This window comes from Microbacterium sp. JZ70 (genome assembly GCF_053903225.1).
Map to the genome: position 1 here is coordinate 753,556 of NZ_CP096405.1, position 21,711 is coordinate 775,266.

The 21,711-nt window shown below is 69.3% G+C and carries 16 protein-coding genes and 2 pseudogenes; 10 read left to right on the forward strand and 8 right to left on the reverse strand.

Going from position 1 to position 21,711, the window contains the following annotated elements; genetic code table 11:
• The first annotated feature begins 144 nt into the window (after positions 1-144).
• Positions 145-3,726 carry an ATP-binding cassette domain-containing protein gene (locus M1D46_RS03390; RefSeq protein ID WP_456286617.1) on the forward strand — a complete coding sequence of 1,194 codons (3,582 nt, stop codon included), beginning with the start codon at positions 145-147 and terminating at the stop codon, positions 3,724-3,726.
• Positions 3,727-3,735: 9 nt separating this feature from the next.
• Here M1D46_RS03390 and M1D46_RS03395 read toward each other — a convergent pair whose 3' ends face one another.
• Positions 3,736-4,062 (reverse strand): hypothetical protein, encoded by a 327-nt coding sequence (locus tag M1D46_RS03395; RefSeq protein ID WP_456286618.1) that lies wholly within the window; start codon positions 4,060-4,062, stop codon positions 3,736-3,738.
• Between the two features lie 50 nt (positions 4,063-4,112).
• Between M1D46_RS03395 and M1D46_RS03400 the strand changes: the two genes are divergently transcribed.
• The 3 genes and pseudogenes from M1D46_RS03400 to M1D46_RS03410 all read left to right on the forward strand — a co-directional run bounded on the left by M1D46_RS03400 (position 4,113) and on the right by M1D46_RS03410 (position 6,731).
• Entirely contained in the window at positions 4,113-4,685 is a 573-nt protein-coding gene (locus M1D46_RS03400; RefSeq protein WP_456286619.1) for a TetR/AcrR family transcriptional regulator, read from the forward strand.
• Positions 4,686-4,948: 263 nt separating this feature from the next.
• Positions 4,949-5,407: pseudogene (locus M1D46_RS03405) on the forward strand (alpha-hydroxy acid oxidase); the annotation flags it as partial.
• A gap of 104 nt (positions 5,408-5,511) precedes the next feature.
• A pseudogene (locus M1D46_RS03410) lies at positions 5,512-6,731 on the forward strand (pyridoxal phosphate-dependent aminotransferase).
• 18 nt (positions 6,732-6,749) lie between these two features.
• On the opposite strand, the gene M1D46_RS03415 reads toward M1D46_RS03410, so the two are convergent.
• Positions 6,750-7,346, reverse strand: a complete 597-nt coding sequence (locus tag M1D46_RS03415; protein ID WP_456284360.1) for a TetR family transcriptional regulator — start codon at positions 7,344-7,346, stop codon at positions 6,750-6,752.
• Positions 7,347-7,422: 76 nt separating this feature from the next.
• Between M1D46_RS03415 and M1D46_RS03420 the strand changes: the two genes are divergently transcribed.
• The 3 genes from M1D46_RS03420 (at position 7,423) to M1D46_RS03430 (ending at position 11,629) form a co-directional block, all read left to right on the forward strand.
• Positions 7,423-8,238, forward strand: a complete 816-nt coding sequence (locus M1D46_RS03420) for an SDR family NAD(P)-dependent oxidoreductase (RefSeq protein ID WP_456286620.1) — start codon at positions 7,423-7,425, stop codon at positions 8,236-8,238.
• A 449-nt stretch (positions 8,239-8,687) separates the two neighbouring features.
• Complete coding sequence (locus tag M1D46_RS03425; protein ID WP_456286621.1) at positions 8,688-10,115, forward strand: SLC13 family permease; 1,428 nt, start codon at positions 8,688-8,690, stop codon at positions 10,113-10,115.
• 170 nt (positions 10,116-10,285) lie between these two features.
• On the forward strand, positions 10,286-11,629 hold the full coding sequence (locus M1D46_RS03430; RefSeq protein ID WP_456286622.1) for a family 43 glycosylhydrolase: 1,344 nt from the start codon (positions 10,286-10,288) through the stop codon (positions 11,627-11,629).
• A 72-nt stretch (positions 11,630-11,701) separates the two neighbouring features.
• Here the strand turns inward: M1D46_RS03430 and M1D46_RS03435 are convergent, their stop codons facing one another.
• The 3 genes from M1D46_RS03435 to M1D46_RS03445 form a co-directional block, all read right to left on the reverse strand.
• On the reverse strand, positions 11,702-13,123 hold the full coding sequence (locus M1D46_RS03435; protein ID WP_456286623.1) for an FAD-binding protein: 1,422 nt from the start codon (positions 13,121-13,123) through the stop codon (positions 11,702-11,704).
• Between the two features lie 85 nt (positions 13,124-13,208).
• A complete protein-coding gene (locus M1D46_RS03440) occupies positions 13,209-14,597 on the reverse strand; it encodes a cytochrome P450 (RefSeq protein ID WP_456286624.1) in 1,389 nt (462 codons plus the stop codon).
• Positions 14,564-15,472 (reverse strand): SDR family NAD(P)-dependent oxidoreductase, encoded by a 909-nt coding sequence (locus tag M1D46_RS03445; RefSeq protein WP_456286625.1) that lies wholly within the window; start codon positions 15,470-15,472, stop codon positions 14,564-14,566. The genes M1D46_RS03440 and M1D46_RS03445 overlap by 34 nt, the downstream gene beginning before the upstream one ends.
• 230 nt (positions 15,473-15,702) lie before the next feature.
• On the opposite strand from M1D46_RS03445, the gene M1D46_RS03450 reads away from it, so the two are divergent.
• The 3 genes from M1D46_RS03450 to M1D46_RS03460 are packed head-to-tail and all read left to right on the forward strand — an operon-like array spanning position 15,703 to position 17,935.
• Positions 15,703-15,978 carry a 2Fe-2S iron-sulfur cluster-binding protein gene (locus tag M1D46_RS03450; protein ID WP_456286626.1) on the forward strand — a complete coding sequence of 92 codons (276 nt, stop codon included), beginning with the start codon at positions 15,703-15,705 and terminating at the stop codon, positions 15,976-15,978.
• A 6-nt stretch (positions 15,979-15,984) separates the two neighbouring features.
• Positions 15,985-17,238, forward strand: a complete 1,254-nt coding sequence (locus M1D46_RS03455) for an NAD(P)/FAD-dependent oxidoreductase (RefSeq protein WP_456286627.1) — start codon at positions 15,985-15,987, stop codon at positions 17,236-17,238.
• A gap of 40 nt (positions 17,239-17,278) precedes the next feature.
• Positions 17,279-17,935: a TetR/AcrR family transcriptional regulator gene (locus tag M1D46_RS03460; RefSeq protein ID WP_456284369.1), complete on the forward strand. Its 657-nt coding sequence runs from the start codon at positions 17,279-17,281 to the stop codon at positions 17,933-17,935.
• 9 nt (positions 17,936-17,944) lie between these two features.
• On the opposite strand, the gene M1D46_RS03465 is transcribed toward M1D46_RS03460, so the two are convergent.
• The 3 genes from M1D46_RS03465 to M1D46_RS03475 form a co-directional block, all read right to left on the reverse strand.
• Complete coding sequence (locus M1D46_RS03465) at positions 17,945-19,270, reverse strand: FAD-binding protein (RefSeq protein ID WP_456286629.1); 1,326 nt, start codon at positions 19,268-19,270, stop codon at positions 17,945-17,947.
• A 65-nt stretch (positions 19,271-19,335) separates the two neighbouring features.
• A complete protein-coding gene (locus M1D46_RS03470) occupies positions 19,336-20,838 on the reverse strand; it encodes an aldehyde dehydrogenase family protein (protein WP_456284371.1) in 1,503 nt (500 codons plus the stop codon).
• A gap of 105 nt (positions 20,839-20,943) precedes the next feature.
• On the reverse strand, positions 20,944-21,549 hold the full coding sequence (locus M1D46_RS03475) for a TetR/AcrR family transcriptional regulator (RefSeq protein WP_456284372.1): 606 nt from the start codon (positions 21,547-21,549) through the stop codon (positions 20,944-20,946).
• Positions 21,550-21,711: the final 162 nt, after the last annotated feature.

Here is a 21,711-nt window from a genome sequence, read left to right on the forward strand (position 1 = left end):
GTGACCGTAACGTGTAAAAAATACCGCCGAATTTTTACACGTTGCGCGGACGTGTCAACCGAGTTGCCATGAGGTTGGCAGGACCCCTTGTCCTTGCCCCCGGCAGCGCCCGCCTGTCGGTCGTTGCCCGTAGCGTTGGCGGTGATGTCCGACGCAGCCTCTCCCGATTCTCCCGCGCCCTCCGGCCCCCGTCGTCCCGCTGACGCGGCGCGGAGCGCATCCGAGCGCCCTGCCTGGCGCCGACTGGGCTGGCGTCGGCTGGGCGGGCCCGCTGCGTTCGCCGCGATCGTCCTGCTCGTCGCTGGCACGACCGGCCAGGCCGCGGGGACCGTGATCGCGGGGCGCCTCTCGGGCGACCCCACGGTCGACGCGCTGCTCCTCTTCGCCCTGTGCGTCGTCGGCGGCGCGGTCGTCGACAGCGTCGGGCAGGTCCTGTGGGCCGGCGTCGTCGACCGCGCCGAGGGGCGCCTGCGCGGCGATCTGCTCACGGCCGCGATGAGCCAGCCCCTGGCAGTGCTGTCGGAGCAAGCGGTGGGCGAGGTGCTCGACCGCGTCGACGACGACACGCGCGCGGTCGGCTCGCTCGTGCGGCGTCAGCTGTGGGGAGCCGGGCGGACCCTCGTCGGCGTCGTGCCGCTGTGGATCGTGGCGAGCACGACGTGGTGGCCCGCGTGGATCCTCTTCCCCGTCCTCGGCGTGATCGTGGCGCTCGTCGCCCGCCCGCTGCTGCGCGAGATCGCCCTGCGCAAGGTCGCGGAGGAGGAGGCGTGGACCGACCACGCCGCCGCGTTCGAGGAGGCGGTCGCTGCGCGGAACGACCTCCGCACGAGCCTCGGCCAGGCGTTCGCGGTGCGGCGCCTCGCGCAGATCTCGGCCGTCGTGCACGCGCGGCTCCGCACGCTGACGGGCCTCGAGATGCGGCTCATCAACCGGGCGGAGGTGCTGCTGCACGCCCTGCTGGGCGGCGTCGCGGTGACCGGAGCCGTGCTCGCCTTCGGCGGCAGCCTCCCCGCGGAGCAGCTCGTCACGCTCTTCCTCGCGACGGCCCTGCTCGTCGGGTCGGTGTCGAACCTCGTCCACCACCTGCCGGACATCCAGGAGGGCATCGGCGCGCTCATCCGCATCCGGCAGATGCTCGAGGTGGAGCCCGAGCCGGTGGGCGGCCTCGACGTGCCGCCCGGCCAGGTCGGTCTGGAGGTGCGCGACCTCGACTTCGCCTATGAGGAGGGCGCGTTCGCCCTCGCCGGGGTGTCGCTCGACGTGCCGGCCGGGCAGACCGTGGCGCTCGTGGGGCGGACGGGGTCGGGCAAGTCGACGCTCGCCGCGCTGATCTCGCGCGCGCAGGAGCCGCCGCGCGGCACGGTGCTGCTGGGCGGCGTCGATGTGCGCGACCTGGATCTGCAGAGGCTGCGCGCCGCCGTCGGCGTCGTGACGCAGCGCACCGAGATCCTGTCGGGCACGCTCGCGGAGAACATCGCGCTGTTCGCCCCGGTCGACCGGCGCGAGATCGAGGCGGCCGTCGCGGAGCTCGGCATCGCCGACTGGGTCGCCGGGCTGCCCGACGGGCTCGACACCGCCCTCGGGCCGGGGGGAACTGCGCTCTCCGCAGGCGAGGAGCAGCTCGTCGCCTTCGCGCGCCTGCTCGTCCGCCACGTCCAGGTGGTCGTCCTCGACGAGGCGACGGCGCGGATGGACCCGCTCACCGAGGCGCGCGTGGTCGCGGCGTCCGAGCGGCTGCTGCGGGGGCGGACGGGGGTGCTCGTCGCGCACCGCCTCACGACGATCGAGCGCGCCGACCTCGTCGCCGTTCTCGATCATGGGCGCATCGTCCAGCAGGGGCCGCGCGAGGCTCTCGCGGCGGCGGATGGCCCCTTCCGCCGCCTGCGCGAGGCGGCAGCGTCCGACGGTCAGATCGACGACGCCGCGCCCGACGCGCAGCCGGATGGCGCGGAGGCGGATGCCCCGGCGGCGGCTCCCGACGCCGCGGCCGGCGTCGGCACGCGGCGCCGCACCGGCACTCCGCCCGCGCTCTCGGAGCCCGGCGATGGGCCGTCGCTCGCGCGCGGCATCCTGCATGTGCTGTTCGTCCGGCCCCAGTGGGGCATCGCGGGCGCGGCGCTCTTCCTCGTGTCGGCGCTCGCCGCGGCGCAGGGCGCGCTGACCGGCTTCCTCTGGGGGCGGATCGTGGAGGCGCTTCAGGCGGGCGAGCTGCCGTCGGCCCTTCTCCTCGGGCTCGTGGTGCTGATGCTGCTCAGCCCGCTCGCGCTGGGTCGGGCGATCTACCTCTACCCGAGCTGGTGGGTCGAGAACCTGCTGCGCGTCCGCATGCGCGTCATGTACGGCCAGACCCGCCAGCATCGGCTGCCGACGACTCCCGCCGGCGAGATCGTCGCGCGCGCGATGGACGCCGACCGCTACGTCATGTACGCCGACCGCTGGGTCGACTTCGTGAACGGCCTGGTCATCGCCGCGGTCACGGCGCTCGTGTCGCGCTCCTGGCTCGCGGGCGGCGTGCTGCTCGCGGTCATGGTGGTCTCCGCGCTCGCGGCCGCCGTCGGCCGGCCGATCGCCGGTCGCTCGGCGACACGCTCCTCGGCTGCCCGCGCGCGATTCGGGCGCTCCCTGGTCTCGGCTCTCGATGCCGCGCGCACGGTCAAGCTCGCCGCCCGCACGCCGGAGGTGCACCGTCATCTCCAGGAGGTCGACAGCGGCCGCGTGCGGGCGGCGATCTTCGAGCACCGCGTGCAGGCCGTCCTCGACGGCGTCCCGATCGTCGCCCTGCACATCGGGGCGGTGGCCGCATGGGCGGCGTTCCTCTCCGGCGTCTGGGATCTCGCGACCACCCTCCTGGTCGCGAACGCGGTCACGGGCTTCGGATGGTTCGGCGTCGTCGCGGGAGCGGTGGTCACCGAGGCGCCGGGCACGCGCAGCTGGCAGCAGGCGACCGCGCGCTTCGCGGGCGGCGTCGACCTCGTCGATCCGGTGCCCGGTGTCGACCTCGTCGCGGGGACCGCGCCCGAGCCGCCCGCGACGGGCCGCGAGCCGCTGCAGGCGCTCGAGCTGCGCGGGGTGAGCGCGGTGCACGACGACGGCACGCTCGGCGTGACGGACGTCGATCTCGAGGTGCGCCGAGGCGAGCTGGTCCTGCTCCTCGGGCAGGTCGGATCGGGCAAGTCGAGCCTGCTCGCGGCGCTCGCGGGGCTCATGGAGCACACGGGCGAGATCCGGTGGAACGGGGTCGAGATCGCCGATGCGCAGGAGTTCCTCCGCCCCGGCCAGGTCGCGCACGTCGCCCAGGTGCCCCGCGTCCTCAGCGGCACCTTCGCCGACAACGTGCGCCTCGATCACGAGCGCGACGTCGACGGTCCGATCGACAGCGCCCGGCTCAGCGAGGACGTCCGCGAGGCGGGCGGCGCCCACGCCCTCGTCGGACACCGCGGAGTGCGCCTGTCCGGCGGGCAGGTGCAGCGGCTCGCGCTCGCGCGGGCGCTCGCGGCCGACGCCGAGCTCCTGCTCGCGGACGATGTGTCGTCTGCGCTCGATGCGCGCACGGAGATCGAGCTCTGGCAGGCGCTGCGCGATCGTGGTGCGACCGTCATCGGCGCGACGTCCAAGCGTGCCGCGCTGGCCCGAGCGGATCGCGTGGTCGTGCTGTCCGACGGCGAGGTCGCTGCCGTCGGCCCCTGGCGCGAGCTGGCGCCGCGGTGGGCGCACCTGGCGGGGTGAGGCGCGCGCTCAGGGCTTCAGAGGCTCCTCGCCGACAACGACGTCCGGGTCCATCGGGATCGGACCGAGCACGCGAGGGTCGCCGTCGTGCCACTCGACCGGGACCCCCGCGCGCTCCAGTCCCGCCAGGCTCAGATCGATGCGCAGAAGCGGGAGCGACAGGTCCGCATAGCCGTCGCGCACCACCTCGGCCACGCGTTCCGGGGTCGTCGCGCGGACATAGCCCGCGTCGTCGAGGGGGACGCCGCGCTTGGAGACCTCGTACTGGCCGAACCCCCGGCTCATCCCCCAGTCGTCCTCTATCGCCACATGGCAGATCACGTCCACGGTCGCCACACCTCCTGCTGTAATGAAACGCTGTCGTGTCATTATGTTACCGTGCCCTCATGGCGAGCAAGCGAGGGCGGCCCACGGCGGATGAGCGCGCGAAGCGTCAGGAGCGTGTGCTGAAGGTCGCGACCGAGCTCTTCCTCGCGCGCGGATACGAAGCGGTCTCACTCGATGCGGTCGCAGGAATGGCGGGCATCGCCAAGCGGACTCTGTACGACTCGATCGGCGACAAGAGCGCCATCTTCTGCGCCGTCGTTCGGCGGCAGCACCGGTACACGGAACCGGAGAGCGAGCCGTCCGACCTGGTTCAGGCTGCGGAAGCGGTCCATCGCTCCCTGATGACCGACCAGGCCGTCGCCCTGCACCGCGTCGTCATCGCCGCCGCAGTCTCGTTCCCGGAACTCGCGAGGGAGTTCTACGCGAACGGCCCCGCCGTGGCGCAGGCCTTCCTCGCGAAGCAGCTGGTCGACGCCGGAGGCTCGCCCGAGTCCGCGCCGCTGCTGTTCTCGCTCCTTCTCGGGGAACGCCATCGGCGCCGGCTGCTCGGACTCGACGCGGAGCCGACGGCTGAGGAGAGCCGCGTGCAGGTCGCGGAAGCCGTGGCTGTGGTGCTCGGCGACAACGCGTGAGCGGCTCTCTCGAGTGCGGCATCGACGCAGGATGACCTTGTGGATGTCAGTTCTCAAGCTAGGTGAGACAGAAAGTCCTAGTTGAGACTGGCACCCTTGCCCCGCGTTCACCTGCTCGTCGCTCGGCGCTCTCAATCTAGTTGAGACGAGTTTCTCGCACACCCGCACCGCCGCCTGTGCGTGGCTTACGCGCACGACCGAGAGCCCGTGCGAAGGAGGTGTCGATGCGCGAGGAACCTATTTGAGGAGGGCTACGGGAATTCTTCGATGACCTCGCGATCATCCGCGAGATGTGGCCGGGCAACATCGTGATCAAGGGCGTGCAGAACGTGCCGGATGCGGTGAAGGTCATCGACATGGGCGTGGACGGGCTGATCTTGTCCAACCACGGCGGGCGTCAGCTCGACCGGGCTCCCATCCCGTTCCACCTGCTGCCGAAGGTCGTGCGCGAGGTGGGCCGGGACGCCACGGTGATGATCGACACGGGCATCATGAACGGCGCCGACATCGTCGCCTCGATCGCCCTGGGCGCGAAGTTCACCCTGATCGGCCGCGCCTACCTCTACGGCCTCATGGCGGGCGGACGCGCCGACGTTGACCGCACCATCGTGATCCTGCGCGCCGAGATCGAGCGCACCATGAAGCTGCTCGGCGTCAGCTCCCTCGACGATCTCGAGCCGCGCCACGTCACCCAGGTCACCCGGATGGCGCCCGTCCTGTAGTCGGGCTGTCGCGTTCATTGCGCGGACTCTCGCGCCAGGTTGGTGGGAGACGGGCATAGTCGATATGTTTCAACTGTTTGGTTGATAGTGACGGGATCCCATGACTGCCATACCTCCACGACTGCGGCGCGGCGAAGCTGCGGAACGTCCTGTACGAGATCCGGGGAGAGGCGCTCTCTCAGGCGGAGCGCCTTGAGGCCGAGGGTCATGGGGTGATCAAGCTGAATATCGGCAACCCCGCGGTGTTCGGCTTCGAGGCTCCGCATAAGGTCGTGCGCGACATGATCGCGTCGGTGCCCCATGCGCACGGATACGGCGACAGCCGTGGCATCCTCTCCGCGCGCCGCGCGGTCTCGGCGCGATACGAGCAGGAGCCCGGCTTCCCCCCCCCGGTCGACCCCGATCACGTGTACCTGGGCAACGGTGTGTCCGAGCTGATCACGATGACGATGCAGGCGCTGCTCGACGACGGCGACGAGGTGCTGATCCCCGCTCCGGATTACCCCCTGTGGACGGCGATGACGAGCCTTGGCGGCGGGACGCCGGCGCATTACCTATGCGACGAATCGCGGGAGTGGCAACCGGACCTCGAGGACATCCGATCGAAGGTGACCGCCAACACCAAGGCGATCGTCGTCATCAACCCCAACAACCCCACGGGCGCCGTGTACTCGCGTGAGGTGCTCGAGGGCATCGCGGAGATCGCGCGCGAGCACTCGCTGCTGCTGCTGAGCGACGAGATCTACGACCGGATCGTGTTCGACGACGCGGTGCACGTGCCCATGGCGACCGTCGCTCCCGACCTCCTGTGTCTGACCTTCAACGGACTGTCCAAGACCTACCGCGTCGCGGGGTACCGGTCGGGGTGGCTGGTGATCACCGGCCCCCGTGAGCACGCCGCGGCTTCCTGCACGGCATCAGCCTGCTGGCATCCACGCGACTGTGCCCGAACATGCCGGCGCAGTTCGCCGCGCAGGCCGCGTTGTCGGGTGTGCAGTCCATCGACGCGCTCATCGCCCCGACAGGCCGGCTGCATGAGCAGCGCGGCGTGGGCAGGGCTGGAGGCGATTCCCGGGGTGTCGTGTGTGCAACCGCGCGGCGCACTCTACGCATTCCACGGCTCGATCCGGACGTGTACGAGATTCCTAACGACGCCGCATTCGTGCGCGACTTCCTCGTCGCCGAGCACGTGCTGCTCGTGCAGGGCTCGGGTTTCAACTGGCCGGGCACGGACCATGTCCGCATGGTCACGCTGGCCGAGGTGCGCGTCGTCTCAGAGGCCGTCGAGCGGCTCGGCAACTTCCTGGCGTCCTGGCGGCCCTGAGGTCGCCGCCCGACCCGCTCAGGAGATCGCGGAGATCGCGCTCATCGCCATGTCGAGAGCTTCGGCCAGGGGCATCGAGGAGCGCGCCGCGTGCAGGTGTGCCGTGGACAGCGCCGAGAAGGCGGCGGCGACCGCGGCGGCTGCCTCCAGCTCCCCGACGGTTCCCGGGGCCCGTTCGAGGACGACGGAGACGATGCGCTCCTGTGCGCGCTGCATCCGTTCGAGGTAGCCCGCGCGGAGGACGTCGGATGACTGGATGATGTGGTCGATCGCTTCCGCCTGGGCGGCGCGACCCGGGTCGGAGATGTAGTCGACGACGCCATCGAACATGCGCCGAAGGGCCCGCCATGCCGGCTCATCTGCGGGCCGCGCGGCCAAGGCGGCCGCAAGATCCTCGCCGAGCTTGTCGTACTTGCCGAGCAGGAGCGCGTCCTTGCTGGGGAAGTAGCGGAAGAACGTCCGCTTCGACATCCCCGCGGCGTCCGCGATCTGGTCGACGCGGACCTCGTTGTATCCCTGCTCGACGAACAGCCGCAGGGCGACCTCGACGAGTTCGCCGCGCACGGCGCGCCGCGTGCGATCGCGGATCGACGGGGATTGCGGTTCTGCGCTCATGCCCGTAGTGTACCTGCGAGTCAGCATTGACACCGGGTGTCAGTTAAGACGCCGAGTGCGACATCGAGGAGGCGCTGTGAGCAAGAACTGGTTCATTACGGGTGCGGGGCGAGGCTTCGGGCGCGAATTCACCAAGAACGCGCTCGAGCGCGGCGACCGCGTCGCGGCCACCGTGCGCGACACCGCGGTGATCGCGGATCTTGTGGATGAATACGGGGACAACCTGCTGGTGCTGACGCTCGATGTTACTGACGAGGCTGCGGTGCGCGATGCCGTCGCGGCGGCCGTCGGTCGATTCGGGCGTCTCGACGTCGTCGTCAACAACGCCGGGTACGGTCTGTTCGGCGCGGTCGAGGAGATCTCCACCGAGCAGCTGCGTGCTCAGCTGGAGGTCAACCTGTTCGGGGCGTTCTTCGTGACGCAGGCCGTCCTTCCCTTCCTGCGCGAGCAGGGATCCGGGCACATCATCCAGATCTCCACGATCGGTGGAATCGCCGCGTTCCCGTCGCTCGGCGGCTATCACGCATCGAAGTGGGCGCTCGAGGGTCTCAGCGAGTCGCTCGCACAGGAGGTTGCACCGTTCGGCATCAAGGTGACGCTGATCGAGCCGGGAGGCTTCTCGACCGACTGGGCGGGCAGCAGTGCCGTGCACGCCGCGCCGCAGCCACAGTATGACGCCCTCCGGAAGGGCATGGCCGAGGGGGCGGCGAATGCGAACCTGGGCGATCCGGTTGCCGCCGGCCCCGCGATCCTGAAGATCGTCGACGCGGAGGAGCCGCCGCTGCGCGTGCTCTTCGGCACGCAGCCCACGCAGATCGTGCCGTGGCTGTACGACCAGCGTCTCGCCACGTGGAAGCAGTGGGAGTGGCTCTCCGTCGAGGCCAACGGCTGACGGAGACCCGACCGCCGTCTGTGCGCCCCCGCGACTTCGGTCACGGGGGCGCACGCGCATGTTGCCATCGACTTCCTTCGGGCCAACCAGTTGGTCACTTTCCGGAATCGGGCGGGCCGCCCCCAGGTGGTGGGGCGGGCGGCGTTCGGGCGCTTCATGGAGAGCTCCGGCGCGTGTCCGCTGCTGGAAAAGGCCATTGATCAGGTCTATCTATTGCCTGGGTGCGACCGCGGAGGTGACCACGCCCGTTTGTGAGACTCGATCGGCTCGATCCGCGGACTACCGGATCACCTCCAATGATTGACGCGAAGATCAACCGTATGGTTACATCGCTGCCAACTCCAGCGAGGCGCGGCTGGGTCCGTACATCCGCGCACCGGTGAAGCCGCTTCAGACAACGCTGTCGACCCGACGACGTCTCCGTCGTCGCTGCCAGAGAGGTTCAGGTAATGACGCCTGAGATGTGGTCCATTGTCGCGCTGCTGGTCTTCTTCACGATGGGCACCGTGCTTCGCATCAACCTGGGGGCCCTCGCCCTCATCGCCACCTTCATCATCGGCACCGTCCTGCTCGGAAAGCCTCCCGCCGATCTGCTCGCGCTGTTCCCCGTCGACTTGTTCGTGATCCTCGTGGGGACCACGATGCTCCTGGGCGTCGCGCAGGCGAACGGCACAGTCGACTGGATCGTCGGCCTGTGCGTCAGAGCGGTGCGGGGGAGGGTTGCGTTCCTGCCGTGGATCCTCTTCCTGATCAGCGCGCTGATGTCGACCATGGGTCCGGGCGCAGTGCCTCTGCTCGCAGGGATCGGAGCGAAGTTCATCACCCGCTACACGCTGAACCCGGTCCTGATCGGTCTTATGGTCGTGCACGGTGCCCAGGCCGGCGCGTTCTCGCCGATCACGCCGTACGGCGTGGTGGTGAACGGGATGATGGAGCGTTTCGGGCTCACGCCGGAACCGTGGGTGCTCTATGTGTGCGTGATGGCTTTCAACACGCTCGCGTCGATCATCGGCTTCCGAGCGTTCGGGGGACGGGGCATCCTGGGCCGTAAAGACGACCTCGACGCCGCGTTCGGTGAGGCGTCTGTCGAGAGCACGTCGCCCGTCGCCGGTTCGTCCGGGCTGAAGGTCGATGCGACAGGTCGCATCTCCGGTGGCGGCGCCGGGGTGCATCAGGGGGCAGGCGGGGAGCCGAGCGGGGGCGATGCCGTCGCCACTCAGGCGACGGCATCCATCGCCACCGAGCTCAAGCCGGGGCGGTCGCGGATCCAGCGTCCCTCGTTCCATCAGATCGCGACGCTGATCGCGCTGATCGTCTTCGTGACCGTGGTGACGGCATTCAACACCGACCTCGGCTTCACCTCGCTGATCATCGCGGTTGCGCTGCTGCTCGTCCACTCGGGTGAGATCCGTGGCAGATCCGTCGGCTTCGTCGCCTGGCCGACGCTCCTGCTGGTGGCCGGTGTGCTGACGTATGTGGGCCTCATGCAGGAGATGGGCACGGTCGCCATCATCGCGGAGGGCGTGGGAGCGGTGGGGAGCCCGGTCCTCGCGATCCTGATCTGCTGCTACATCGCCGCGGCCGTCTCGTCGGTGGCTTCGTCGCTCGGCATCATCGGCATCCTGATCCCGCTGGTCCTGCCGTTCCTCCAGAGCGGTGACGTCAGCGTCATCGGAACCATCGTCGCCGTCGCCATCTGCGCCACCATCGTCGATGTGAGCCCTTTCTCGACCTACGGGGCGATGGTGCTGGCCAACTCGCACGGCGTCGACGTGAAGGTGTACGAGCAAAAGCTGCTGGGCTACACTGGCGTGCTCATCCTGCTCGCGCCGGCCGCCACCTGGGCGGTCTTCGTGCTGCCGCACTGGTTGCCGTGACGACAACGAGCCGGGTGTGGCTTGCCTTCCGGAGGCGATCTTGCGAGAATGAGCCGCTAGCGCGCGCAAGCGAAGTGGGGGTGGTGGATCGCGGATGGCGCGCAGGAAGCACGCGTTCCCGAGCGGACGTCGCGTCACGCCCGCCTGATCACCACCCGCGAGAGGCATCCATGCACGGCCACAATCCTGTTCTCCCTCCCGACGTCTGGATCCCCGACGGCGAAGCGCATGTCATGCCGGATGGTCGCCTGTATGTGTACGGGAGCCTCGATCGGCACGAGGACGTGTACTGCAGCAACGAGTACCGCGTCGTGTCCACGTCTGACCTTTGCGACTGGACCGTGCACGACACGTCGTTCGCGATCGACAAGGAGCAGTGGGAGGCGGTGCCGGCTGCCACGTCGCCGGTGGCGACTCTGGGGCGCTGGACCAAGGCCAAGCACCTCGTCAAGACCGGGCTCCAGATGCGCCGCGGCGGCGTCTGGCCGGCCTTTCAGCGCATGATGAAGGCGGGCCGGGATGCTCCGCGGCCCGCGCTGTTCGCGCCGGACTGCATCGAGAAGGACGGTCGCTATCACCTCTTCTTCGACCTGTCCGACGACAGCGAGGGCGTGGCGGTCAGCGATCGGCCGGAAGGACCCTTCCGCGACCCCGTGCGGCTGCCCGCCACCGGCATCGATCCGGCCGTCTTCGTGGACCGCGATGGCTCTGCGTACTACTACTGGGGGCAGTTCCGTGCCAGCGGCGTTCGCCTGAACGACGACATGCGCGGCTTCGACACCCGCGCGGTCGTGCACAACCTGATCACCGAGGAAGAGCATCACTTCCACGAGGGCTCCTCCATGCGGCGGATCGGCGACACATACTATCTCGTCTTCGCGGACACCTCTCGCGGAAGGCCCACGAGCCTCGGTTACGCGACCGCCCAGAGCCCCCTCGGACCCTTCACATACCGCGGCGTCATCATCGACAACGACGGGTGCGATCCGCAGTCGTGGAACAACCACGGCTCGATCGAGCAGGTCGACGGCAGGTGGTACGTGTTCTACCACCGTTCGAGCGGCAACTCGATGGCCAGACGCCGGCTCTGCGTCGAGCCGATCACCATCGCGCCGGACGGATCGATCGCTGAGGTGCCGATGACGTCCCAGGGTGTGGGCGCCCCTCACGCCCCGGGAGAGGCGATCGAGGCGTGGCGCGCGTGCCAGGTCTCCGGGGGCGCGTACGTCGGCCCGTCGGCCGCTGGGCAGGAGAAGCTCCACCTGCCGGGCGGCGGCGCATCGGGCACGTTCCGATACCTCGTGAGCGATCGCGACCTCACCCGGGCGACAGTCGACGCCCACGGTGCGGCGCTTCTCGAGATCCGGTTGGGGGCGCATGCGACAGTGCACGCGCTGACGTCCGGTTCGCGCGCATTCGACCTCGCGCGCCCGGTGGGACCGGGACGCTACGAGGTCACGATCACGCTGCGGTCGGGATCAGACGTTCAGCTCCGCTCGCTCTCGCTCGCCTGACAAGCCACGCGGAGCATGGAGAGGCGGCCGGCCACCCGAAGGTGACCGGCCGCCTCGTTGCGCGGGACGGGCTCACGCCTCCGAGCCGACGGGCTCGGGCACCGACTCCCGGGAGCTGGTCAGCCCCGCCCACCGCCCGAACGTCATCGATCGCAGGCCCGAGGTGCCCGCCGGATACTGTTCGTAGAACACTCCGGCGATCTCGCCTGCGGCGTACAGGCCGGGGATTGGGCGGCCGAAGACGTCGAGAACGTGCGTGTCTCCGTCCACGCGGAGACCGCCGTAGGTGAAGCAGATCTGACCGGATACCGGCCAGGCCCGGAAGGGGCCGTCCGTCAGCGCTGTGGCGAAGTTCGACTTCGGTGGGGCGATTCCCGTCGTACCGAGGCCGTCGAGCAGGGCCGTGGGGTCGAAGCCCGCGGGGTCGGGCGTCGCGGCGTTGAACTCGTCGACGGTGCGGCGGAGACGGCCGGGATCGATGGCGAGCTTCTCGGCGAGCTCCTCGATCGAGTCGGCCACGATCGGGTCGATGTCGGTCTGGCGCACGCCCGGGATGCGGGCGATGAGCCTCGACTGAGGGTCGCTGACGATCGCGTACGCAAGGTTGCCCTGCGTGCGCAGGATCGTGTTGCCGACGGTGTCGAAGTGGATCATCTGCAGCTCGGCGGCCTCGTCCATGAATCGCTCGCCCTGCCGGTTGACCAGGATGCCCCACCAGTAGGCGGGAACCAGCGGCTCAATGTCGTCAGAGCGCGGGTCGCAGGGCTCGACATGCGCACCGTCGAACTGGCCAGCGGTGTCGGCACCCACCTCCACAGCGATGCGGATCCCGTCGCCGCGGTTGTTTCGCGTGCCCGGAGACACCGTGCGCAGCTTGTAGGCCTCCGGGATGTAGCGGGTGAGCCACTCGTGGTCCCCCTCGAAGCCTCCGCTCGCGAGAATCACCGCCCGGGTCTCGACGCGCACCGTGGCGCCAGAGGTATCGCGCACGTCGATGCCCGCGATTTGTCCGCCATCCCCACGCACGAGCCCAAGAGCGGTCGTGTCGTAGAAGATCTCGCCGCCCAGCGCGCGGATCTGATCGGGGAAGGCGTCGACGACGGACGCCCCGCCACCGTGCACGCTCCACATGCCGTGATACTCGTCGAACGAGATGCCGCTCTCCCGGAGCCACTCCAGCGTCTCGGGAACGAGGCGGTAGAACGCCTCGATGTACGCCTCGTTCGCGAGCTCGCCCGCCGTCTCGCGCACGCGCTCTCCCCAGAACGGGATGAGTTCCTGCTCGGCGGTAAGGGACAGCACCGCCGTGGTCCATCGGGTCGAGCCGCCGCGTTGCTCGTACGGCGCGCGCTCGAGGACCGCGACGCGAGCGGTCCGGCCCTCGGCGCGGGCCGCTTCGAGATGCGCTTTCGCCGCCGTCAGGCCGGCGAAGCCGTGGCCGACGACGACCGCATCCCACGGTCCGCGGATGTCGGAAGTGCTGGACAGGGACATATGAGAACTCCTTTGTCTCAGTTGGGGAGGTTCGATGGCAGAAACGCCGCGCCTTGTGGCCGGCACCTCACCTGGCAGCGTCCAGTCACACTCGCGCGACGGGCAGCTCCTGCAGCTGGTTGATGAAGTTGGACCATCCCCGCTTCGGCTCGCCGTTCAAGCGCAGTCGGATGCCGGCGGCATGCAGTTCCTCGAACAGGATCTGAACCTCGAGCTTCGCGAGATAGGAGCCGATGCATCGGTGGATCCCGCTGCCGAAGGCGAGCGTGGCCGTCTCCGTGCGCCACGGGTTGAAGGTGTCGGGGTCGGAGAAGACCGTCTCGTCTCGATTGGCCGAGGTGAAGTACAGGACCACTGCGTCCCCCTGGCGGATCTGGGTGCCCGCAACCTCCACATCGCGCGTGGCCAGGCGCGCCATTTGCATCGCCGGCGTGATGAGGCGGATGAACTCGTCCGCCAGCCTTCCGCTGCTGCCCTCCTCGATGGCGCGGTCCGTGGCAGCCCGGATCTCGTCGTCCTCGAGGATCATCCTCATCGACTGGCCGATGGCCGTGTGAGTGGTCTCGAAACCGGCGGCCAGGATGAGGAGCGTCCACTGGAGGAACTCGGACTGAGTGATGTCGCCGGCGTCGGCGATTTTGGACAGTGCGGTGAACATGTCGTCCGCGGGTTCGGCCCGCTTCCGCTCCTGCATCTCGGCGCAGTACGCCTGGATCTCCTCCTGGACGCTCTGTACCAGCGCGATCTGGGCTTGGGTGCCGTCGCCGGTCTCCTGGCCGGCCGCGAAGAGGCGGATCGTCCAGTCGACGATGCGCTCGCGGTCCTCGCGCGGGCTGCCCAGGACGCGGGCGATCACGTAGGCCGGAATGGTGCGCGCGAACTTGTCGACATAGTCGAACTCCGACAGTGACTCGATGTCGGCGATGGCCTCGCGAACAATCTCGCGCACCCACGGGTCGAAGTGCGCCACAACGCGCGGGCCGAACCCGGCAGCAGCCGCGCGGCGAAGGCCCGTGTGCCGCGGCGGATCGGTGAACATGAGGTTGTCGTTCATCGGGGCCGGCGCTGGGAACGGGTAGATCAACGGGTACGAGACACCGTGCGTCGACGTGAAGGCGCTGAGATCCTTCTCGACGGCCTGGATGTCCTGGAACCGCGTCACCGCCCAGTAGCCGCCTCGGGACGGCGAGATCTCGGTCGGCTGCCAATACAGCCCCTCTCGCTCGCGAAGCCGACGGAATCCCTCGTGGGGGACCCCCTCGACGAAGGTCTGCGGGTCGCTGAGATCGGGGATTACCTCGTCCACGACGGTCGATGGTGTCATTTCTTCCTCCTTGAATGGTGACGTGACAGGTGCGGGCTCGCCGGTGGCGAGCTGCGTGGGGTGATGAGGTGTGAGGTCCGGGCGGATCCGCCGCGGCGCGTGGGATCTGGCCGGCGCTACGCCAGACCGAGAGCGTGGGCGACCGGGCACTTGCCGGCGTCGCCGGTGCCGTCGTGCGACCAAGCCTCGGCCGCTTCCTCGCGGTGCTCGGCCCAGCTCAGGTCGCCGAGCATGCGGTGGGCTCGCTCCTTCGCGAACGGCACGGACTTCGGGTTCGTGACGATGAGCTCGCGCCCGGACAGCAGCCCCTCGACCGCGATCCGCGCGACCTCGCTGGTCTCCTGCGCGTACGGAGTGACTGCCGCGGCGAAGTCCTCGGATGCCGAGATCAGCTCTCTGATCTGCTCGGTGAGAACCCAGCCGGGGGCGACGAGCGACACCACGATGCCGGTGTCCGCGAGGTCCCGGCGGACGACCTCGGTGAGGGCCAGTTCGGCCTGCTTGGTGACGGTGTAGGCGCTCAGCGGCACCACGTGCGGCGGCACGCCCAGTGAGTGCTCGGACCCGACGTTCAGGATGTACGCGGGCGCGCCCTGCGCGGCATTGGCGCGCAGGTCCTCCGCGAACGCCTGGATGGTCCACACGTAGCCGAGCACGTTGATGTTCAGCGCCCGCTGGAGCCCCTCCGGGCCGTTGTCGATGATCGAGCCCGCGCTGTCGCCGCCGGCGGCGTTGTTGATGAGGATGTTGACCGGGCCGTACTTCTCGCGCGTGAACGCTGCGAGCTCCAGCACCCGTGCGCGGTCCGACACGTCGACCTGGAACCAGTCGGCTTCCGCACCGGCGGCGCGGATCTCCTCCACGGCGCCGCTGGCGTCGGATGTCGAAGCGATCACAACGCGCGAACCGCGTTGGGCGACCTCGAGGGCCAGGCCGAGGCCGACCCCTTTTCCTCCGCCGGTAACGACGGTCACTGCACCGTGAAGATCGGTCATCACTGCCTCCCAGCAGATGTCTCGCCCCACTCCGATGTGCGGGCGGCCTGGAGCGAAGCTACGCCAGGTTCACCGCTAATGCAACGCACGGGTCAAGAAAAGTTCCGCCGCTCAAGTGGATATTCCGGGAGATGTGCGCTAGAAACTAACCCACGAGTTAATTTCGCCGCGATGACCGAACGTCGCGGCCGACGGACGAGGAGGTCCGGATACCGATGTCGCGAGTTGAATACGTGCTGCCCGGCGGGGAGCGCCGAGTAGTGGAAGCCCAGGACGGCACCTCTGTGATGCAGGCGTCGCTCAACAACCTGGTGCCGGGCATCATCGGCGAGTGCGGCGGCGAGCTGTCGTGCGCGACCTGCCACGTCTTCGTCGCCCCCGACTGGTTCGATCGCCTCGGGGGGCGGAGCCCCGAAGAAGAGGACATGCTGCAGGTCACCGCCGCGGAGCCCACGGATTTCAGTCGGCTCTCGTGCCAGATCCGGTGTGAGGCCGACACGGACGGGCTCGTCGTCACCGTGCCCGAGGTCCAGTGATCTGCCATGGCGAAGCGCACTGATCGCATCGTGGTCGTCGGGGCAGGACAGGCGGGGGTCGATGCCGCCGCCGCACTGCGGTTGGCGGGGAGCGAGGCGCCGATCACCATCATCGGCGACGAACACGCATCGCCCTACTCGCGCCCGCCGCTCTCGAAAGGCATTCTGGCCGGCACCGCCCAGCTCGGGGAGATCGCCCTCCGCACCGATGACTTCTACGTGCGGGAGGACATCGATCTGCGCGTCGGGCGCTCGGTCGCCGCGATCGACGCGCCGGGACGGAGTGTTCAGCTGGACGACGGCGACACGATCCCGTACGACGCGCTGATCGTCGCCACGGGCTCGCAGGCCCGGATGCTGCCGCATCCGGAGCTGCGCGGTGCCTCGAATGTGCTGACGCTGCGCACCCTCGATGACACCCTTCGGCTGCAGCAGTTCCTTCGCCCCGGCGCCCGGGCAGCCATCATCGGCGGCGGGTACATCGGGCTGGAGATCGCCTCGGCCGCCCGGCGCGCCGGCGTGGAGACGACGATCCTGGAAGCCGCCGATCGCGTCCTGGCGCGCGTGACATCCGCACCCGTGTCCGCGTTCTTCCAGCGCGTCCACGGGGAGGAGGGCGTCGAGATCCGGACCGGCGCACGGATCGCCGGTTTCCGCACGGATGCCCGCGGTGACGTCACAGCCGTCGTCTTCGACGACGCAGCGGCGCTCGAGATCGACTTCCTGCTCGTCGGCATCGGCGTGACGCCGCGCACTGCGCTCGCAGAGCGTGCCGGGGCGATCGCCGACAACGGCATCGTCGTGGACGGCCAGCTGCGCACATCGCTTCCAGGGGTCTACGCCATCGGCGATGTCTCCCGGCATCCGTGCCCGCAGCACGGCGGTCTGCGGCGCCTGGAGTCCGCCCCCAACGCGTCGGAGCAGGCGCGGCACGCCGCACGGAGCATCCTGGGGGAGGAGTCGACCTACTCGGCCCTTCCGTGGTTCTGGTCGGACCAGTACGACCTCAAGCTCCAGTCGGTCGGTCTCAGCGCCACCGCGGACACGGTCGTCGTGCGCGGTGCGCCGGGGGATGGCCGCAAGCTCGAAGTGTTCTACCTCGCGGAGAGCAGGCTCATCGCCGCCGACATCGTGGGGGCTCCCGGTGACTTCGCATTCTCGCGCAAGCTCGTGGAATCGAAGGCCGTCCTGGACCCGGCGGTGCTCGCGGATCCGGATGTCCCGTTGCGCACGTTCCTCGCCGTCTCCAGCGCTGCGTGAGCCCGTCCCCTCACCTGCATCTGTAGGGTGGGGAATCGACATGCCGACCCAGCGCCCGAAGTCCCGCCCGAATGCCACCACAACGGACGACCGCGTTCTGCGCGAACGTGGTCGACTCCGTCGGGAGGAGATCCTCCTGGAGGCCGCGAACCAATTCAGTGTGCGCGGCATCAGCGCCGTCACCGTGGAGGACATCGCGAAGGCGGTCGGCTGCAACAAGTCACTGGTCTACTACTACTTCGGAAGCAAGGACGGCCTGCGGGATGCCGTGATGGCGAAGGTGGTCGACATCACCCAGGAGATCTGGGCGGACCTGCGCTCTCAGACGTTCGCCGATTGGGTGCGTGACATCACCGACTGGCCCCGGAGGAATCCCGACAACCCCTGGCTTCGCCTGATCGTACGAGAGGGCATCTCCGACACCGGACACGCCGTCCTGGAGGAGGAGCGCTCGCGTGCGCTCGTTGAGAGCACGCGGGTTGTGGTGCGGGCCCAAGGCCGGGGTGATGTCGAGATGGAGCTGGATCCCGAGCTGGTCTCCCTCCTGATCCTGTTCCTCACCCTGGGGCCCGTCACGGCGCCGCAGATGGTGCGCATGATCACCCATGACGCGCCGGACAGCGATCGTTTCCATGAACGCTACAGCGCGTTCGTCGACGCACTCATTCAACGCTTGGCGCCCAGCTCGCGGGCCTGAAGATCCGGATCACGGGCATTGCGCCGCCGCCGCTGCGCCGGCGAGGCGACCCGAGAGGATCGCGTGCAGGAAGGATGCGTCCGTCGGGCGCGCGTGATCGGGGAAGGAACCCGCGATCGCCCCCGCCGCGTACAGGCCCGGGATGACGTCGCCCTGTGCGTCGAGGACACGCGCCGCGTCATCCACTCGGAGCCCCTCGGTGGTGAAGGCGACTTGCGCGCCGACCGGCAGCGCCTCGAACGGCGGCTGGATCAGGGGAAGCGCCCAGCTCGACTTCTCCGGCGAGGCGCTGGTCGTGCGATTGCCGTCGAGCGGGCTGCCGTCGTGGAGGGCGCCGGGGGTCGCGGCGTTGTACTGCTCGACGGTTCGTCCCAGCACCGCGGCGTCCATCCCGAGGCGATCGGCCAACTCCGCGATCGAGTCGGCGCTGATCGGAGGCTGATCGGTGCGCTGCAATGCCGCGCTCGCCGGCATGGCGGCTCGCACCGTGGCGTCCGTGATGGCGAACGCGAGCCCCCCTCGGGCGAGCACCGCGCGCGCGACCGTGTCGGCATGGGACTCGAAGGTGCCCTCGCCTTCGTCGAGGAAGCGCCGGCCATCCAGATCGACGAGGATTCCGCGGAGCCACGTGCCGACGATCGATGCGACGCGGTCGCTGCGGGGATCGACCGGAAGCAGCGCCGCCGTGTCGGGGCGGCCCGTTCGTGCCGCCCCGATCGCGGTCGCGGCGGCGAGACCGGCTCCCGTGCTCAGCCGGGCACCAGGGGAGGCGGGTTCGAGTCGCTCGCCCCCGGGGATGCGGCGTGCAAGCTCTTCCCGGTCGCCCTCGAAGCCCCCGGAGGCGAGCACGACCGCAGTCGTGTCCATCGCCATCTCGCGGTCAGCGCCGCGCACCTCGACCCGGGCCACTGCACCGCCGGCGCCCCGTCCCAACCCCAGCAGCTCCGTTTGGTAGAAGAAGCGGGCGCCGAGCCGGGTGGCACGGTCGTGATACCGCTCGACGAACCCGCGTCCCTCTCCGACGAGGGAGCGCCAGTCGCCCGTCGTGCGCCATGGCGCGAAGCCGGGAAACGGACGAAGACCGACGCCGTTGGATGTCAGCCAGCCGAGCGTCTCGGACAGGGCTGCGCTGACATCCGTGGCACGGAAGCTCGCAGGCGCCCAGCGTGTGGAACCGCCCCGCTCGTCGGGCCGCGCGCGGTCGATCACCGCCACACGTGGTGTCGCTTCGGGCCGCGCCTCGAGATACGCCACTGCGGCGGACAGCCCGGCGAACCCGTGGCCGACGACGATCAGGTCCCAGGGGCCCTCGTCATCCGTGCGCTCCATGCTCATCGCATGCTCCTGACCTCGTACGGCAGCGTCGGAGTTCGGAGAGGTATGCGCTTTCGCGGGCGACGTCAGGAGTTGTCGGGGCCGTGCCAGTAGGCCTTCGGCTCCGTGTACTCATCGAAGATGTCGAGCCCCATCTCGTGTCCCAGGCCGCTGACCTTCCGGCCGCCGAAGGGAACGTTGGGGCTGAACGCGCGCCAGGTGTTGATCCACACCACACCGGTGTCGATCTGCCGCGACACTCGCCGGGCTCGATCGAGGTCGCGCGTCCACAGGCCACCAACCAGGCCGAACTCGGTGTCGTTGGCGATCTCGACGGCTTCATCCTCGGTGTCGAACACGATGACGGAACCGACGGGCCCGAAGATCTCCTCGCGCCGCAGACGCGAGTCGCGATCGGGGGTCGCGTACAGTGACGGCTCCACGAACAGGCCGCCCGTCACGCCGGGCACATCCGTGCCGCAGCGGCCACCCACGAGCAGAGCGGTGGTGTCCTCACCCTCCGCGATGTCGAAGTAGCCGGTGACCTTCGTGTACTGCGGGCGCGAAGCGAGCGGACCGATCTGCGTCGCGGGGTCCAGGGGATCGCCGATCACGACCTGGGAGAGGAGCCTCTCGAGCCGGGACAGCACGTCATCGAGGACAGTGCTCTGGATCAGGATGCGCGATCCGGCATTGCAGGCCTGTCCGGTGCCGGCGATGATGCCCGTGAGCAGGCCCTCGGCGGCGCGATCGAGGTCGGCATCGTCGAAGACGATGTTGGCTCCCTTGCCGCCGAGTTCGAGCGTCGCGCGGATGAGACGAGGCGCGATCGCCTGGGCGATGGATCGGCCCGTCGCGGTCGATCCGGTGAAGGCCACCTTGTCGATCCCGGGGTGCTCGACCAGAGCGGCGCCGGTGGCTCCGGCGCCGGTCACGACGTTGACGACACCGGGCGGGAATCCGGCCTCGAGTGCCAGTTCGATCAGCCGAATCGTCGACACCGGCGTCACCTCCGACGGCTTGACGACGATCGTGTTGCCGGAGGCCAGGGCACCGAACAGCTTCCACTGGAGCAGGCCGAGCGGGTTGTTCCAGGGGGCGATCGCGGCGACGACGCCGATCGGGACGCGCTCCGTCCAGGCGGTGTGCCCCGGCATGATCGGCGTGACCGTCTCGCCGTGCAGCGTCAGCGCGTAGTTCGCGCTGAACTCGGCGCCCTGCGCGAGGGCCCCCGGGACCATGCTCATCTCCGTGATGGTCTTGCCGTTCTCGTGCACCTGCAGCCGCGCCAGTTCGGACGCGTGCTCGCGGATGAGCTGGCCCCACCGCCGGAACAGCTCGAGTCGTGCGAACGGCGACATCGCGGACCAGGCCGGGAAGGCGGCGCGCGCGGCGCGCACGGCACGGTCGACGTCGGCGGCGCCGGCGACGGGGATATAGCCCCACTCGGCGTCCTCGAACGGGTCGACGCAGCGATAGGTCTGACCGTCGGCGGCCTGAACCTGCTCGCCGTCGATGATCATCCCGTAGCGCTGCTCGGGGTCGAACTCGGGAAAGCGGGTGGCCACCCGCTGGTCTGCAATGGTCATCGAACTGCCCTCGTCTCGAGACCGGGCGTCGTCACCCGGTGTGAGGGAAACCTACTCTGCCGAATGGCAGTCGTCAACCGTTTGGTTACCGGGGGTGGTTCTCCGTCAGGTCGCCTCGGCGCGCCGGGTGAACATCCGCGTGACCATGTCGGCCCAAGCCGTGATCGTGTCCTCGGACTCGGCCGCTCCCGGACCGAGGCAGAAGTCGACCAGCTGAGGGATCACGTGCGGCGCGATGCCCACGGCGTAGATGGTCGCGAGCACGAACCGCGGATCGACGTCTGTCGCGAGGTTGCCCTCCCGCTGCATGCGCAGGATCGCGTTCACCTGGCGGTGGATCGATTCCTGGCGTTCTTCGGCGGAGATCACCGGCCGATCCTCGGAGAGTCCCTCCCAGGCGACCATCCGCGACCAGGCGCGGCGCGCTTCGGGCTCGCCGATCTGGCGGCGAGCGAACTCGCGAATGCCGGATGCCGACTCGATGGAGTCGTGCATCGAGGTCAGCATCTCGCCCAGCACGGCGGCGTAGATGCCGTCCTTGCTGTCGAAGTAGTGGTAGATCAGCTGCTTGTTTACATCCGCGAGCTGTGCGATGCGGTTGATCCGGGCGCCGGAGAAGCCGTGCTCGGCGAACTCCGCGGCGGCCGCGCGGAGAATGCGCTCCCTGGCGGTGGGCGCTGGTGATGGAGGCGGCGGGTCGCTGTCGATCATCGGGCAACCGTAACGCAGTTCCCGCGCCGCCGCAGAGATATCAACCAAACGGTTGACCGATTGGGTTGGTTGTGTCTATCGTGCATTGCATCACCCACGCCGATCTTCCGATGACGCGACGGCAGGGCCTCCTCCCGAGGGCTGATCGCGTCTCGTGAGCGC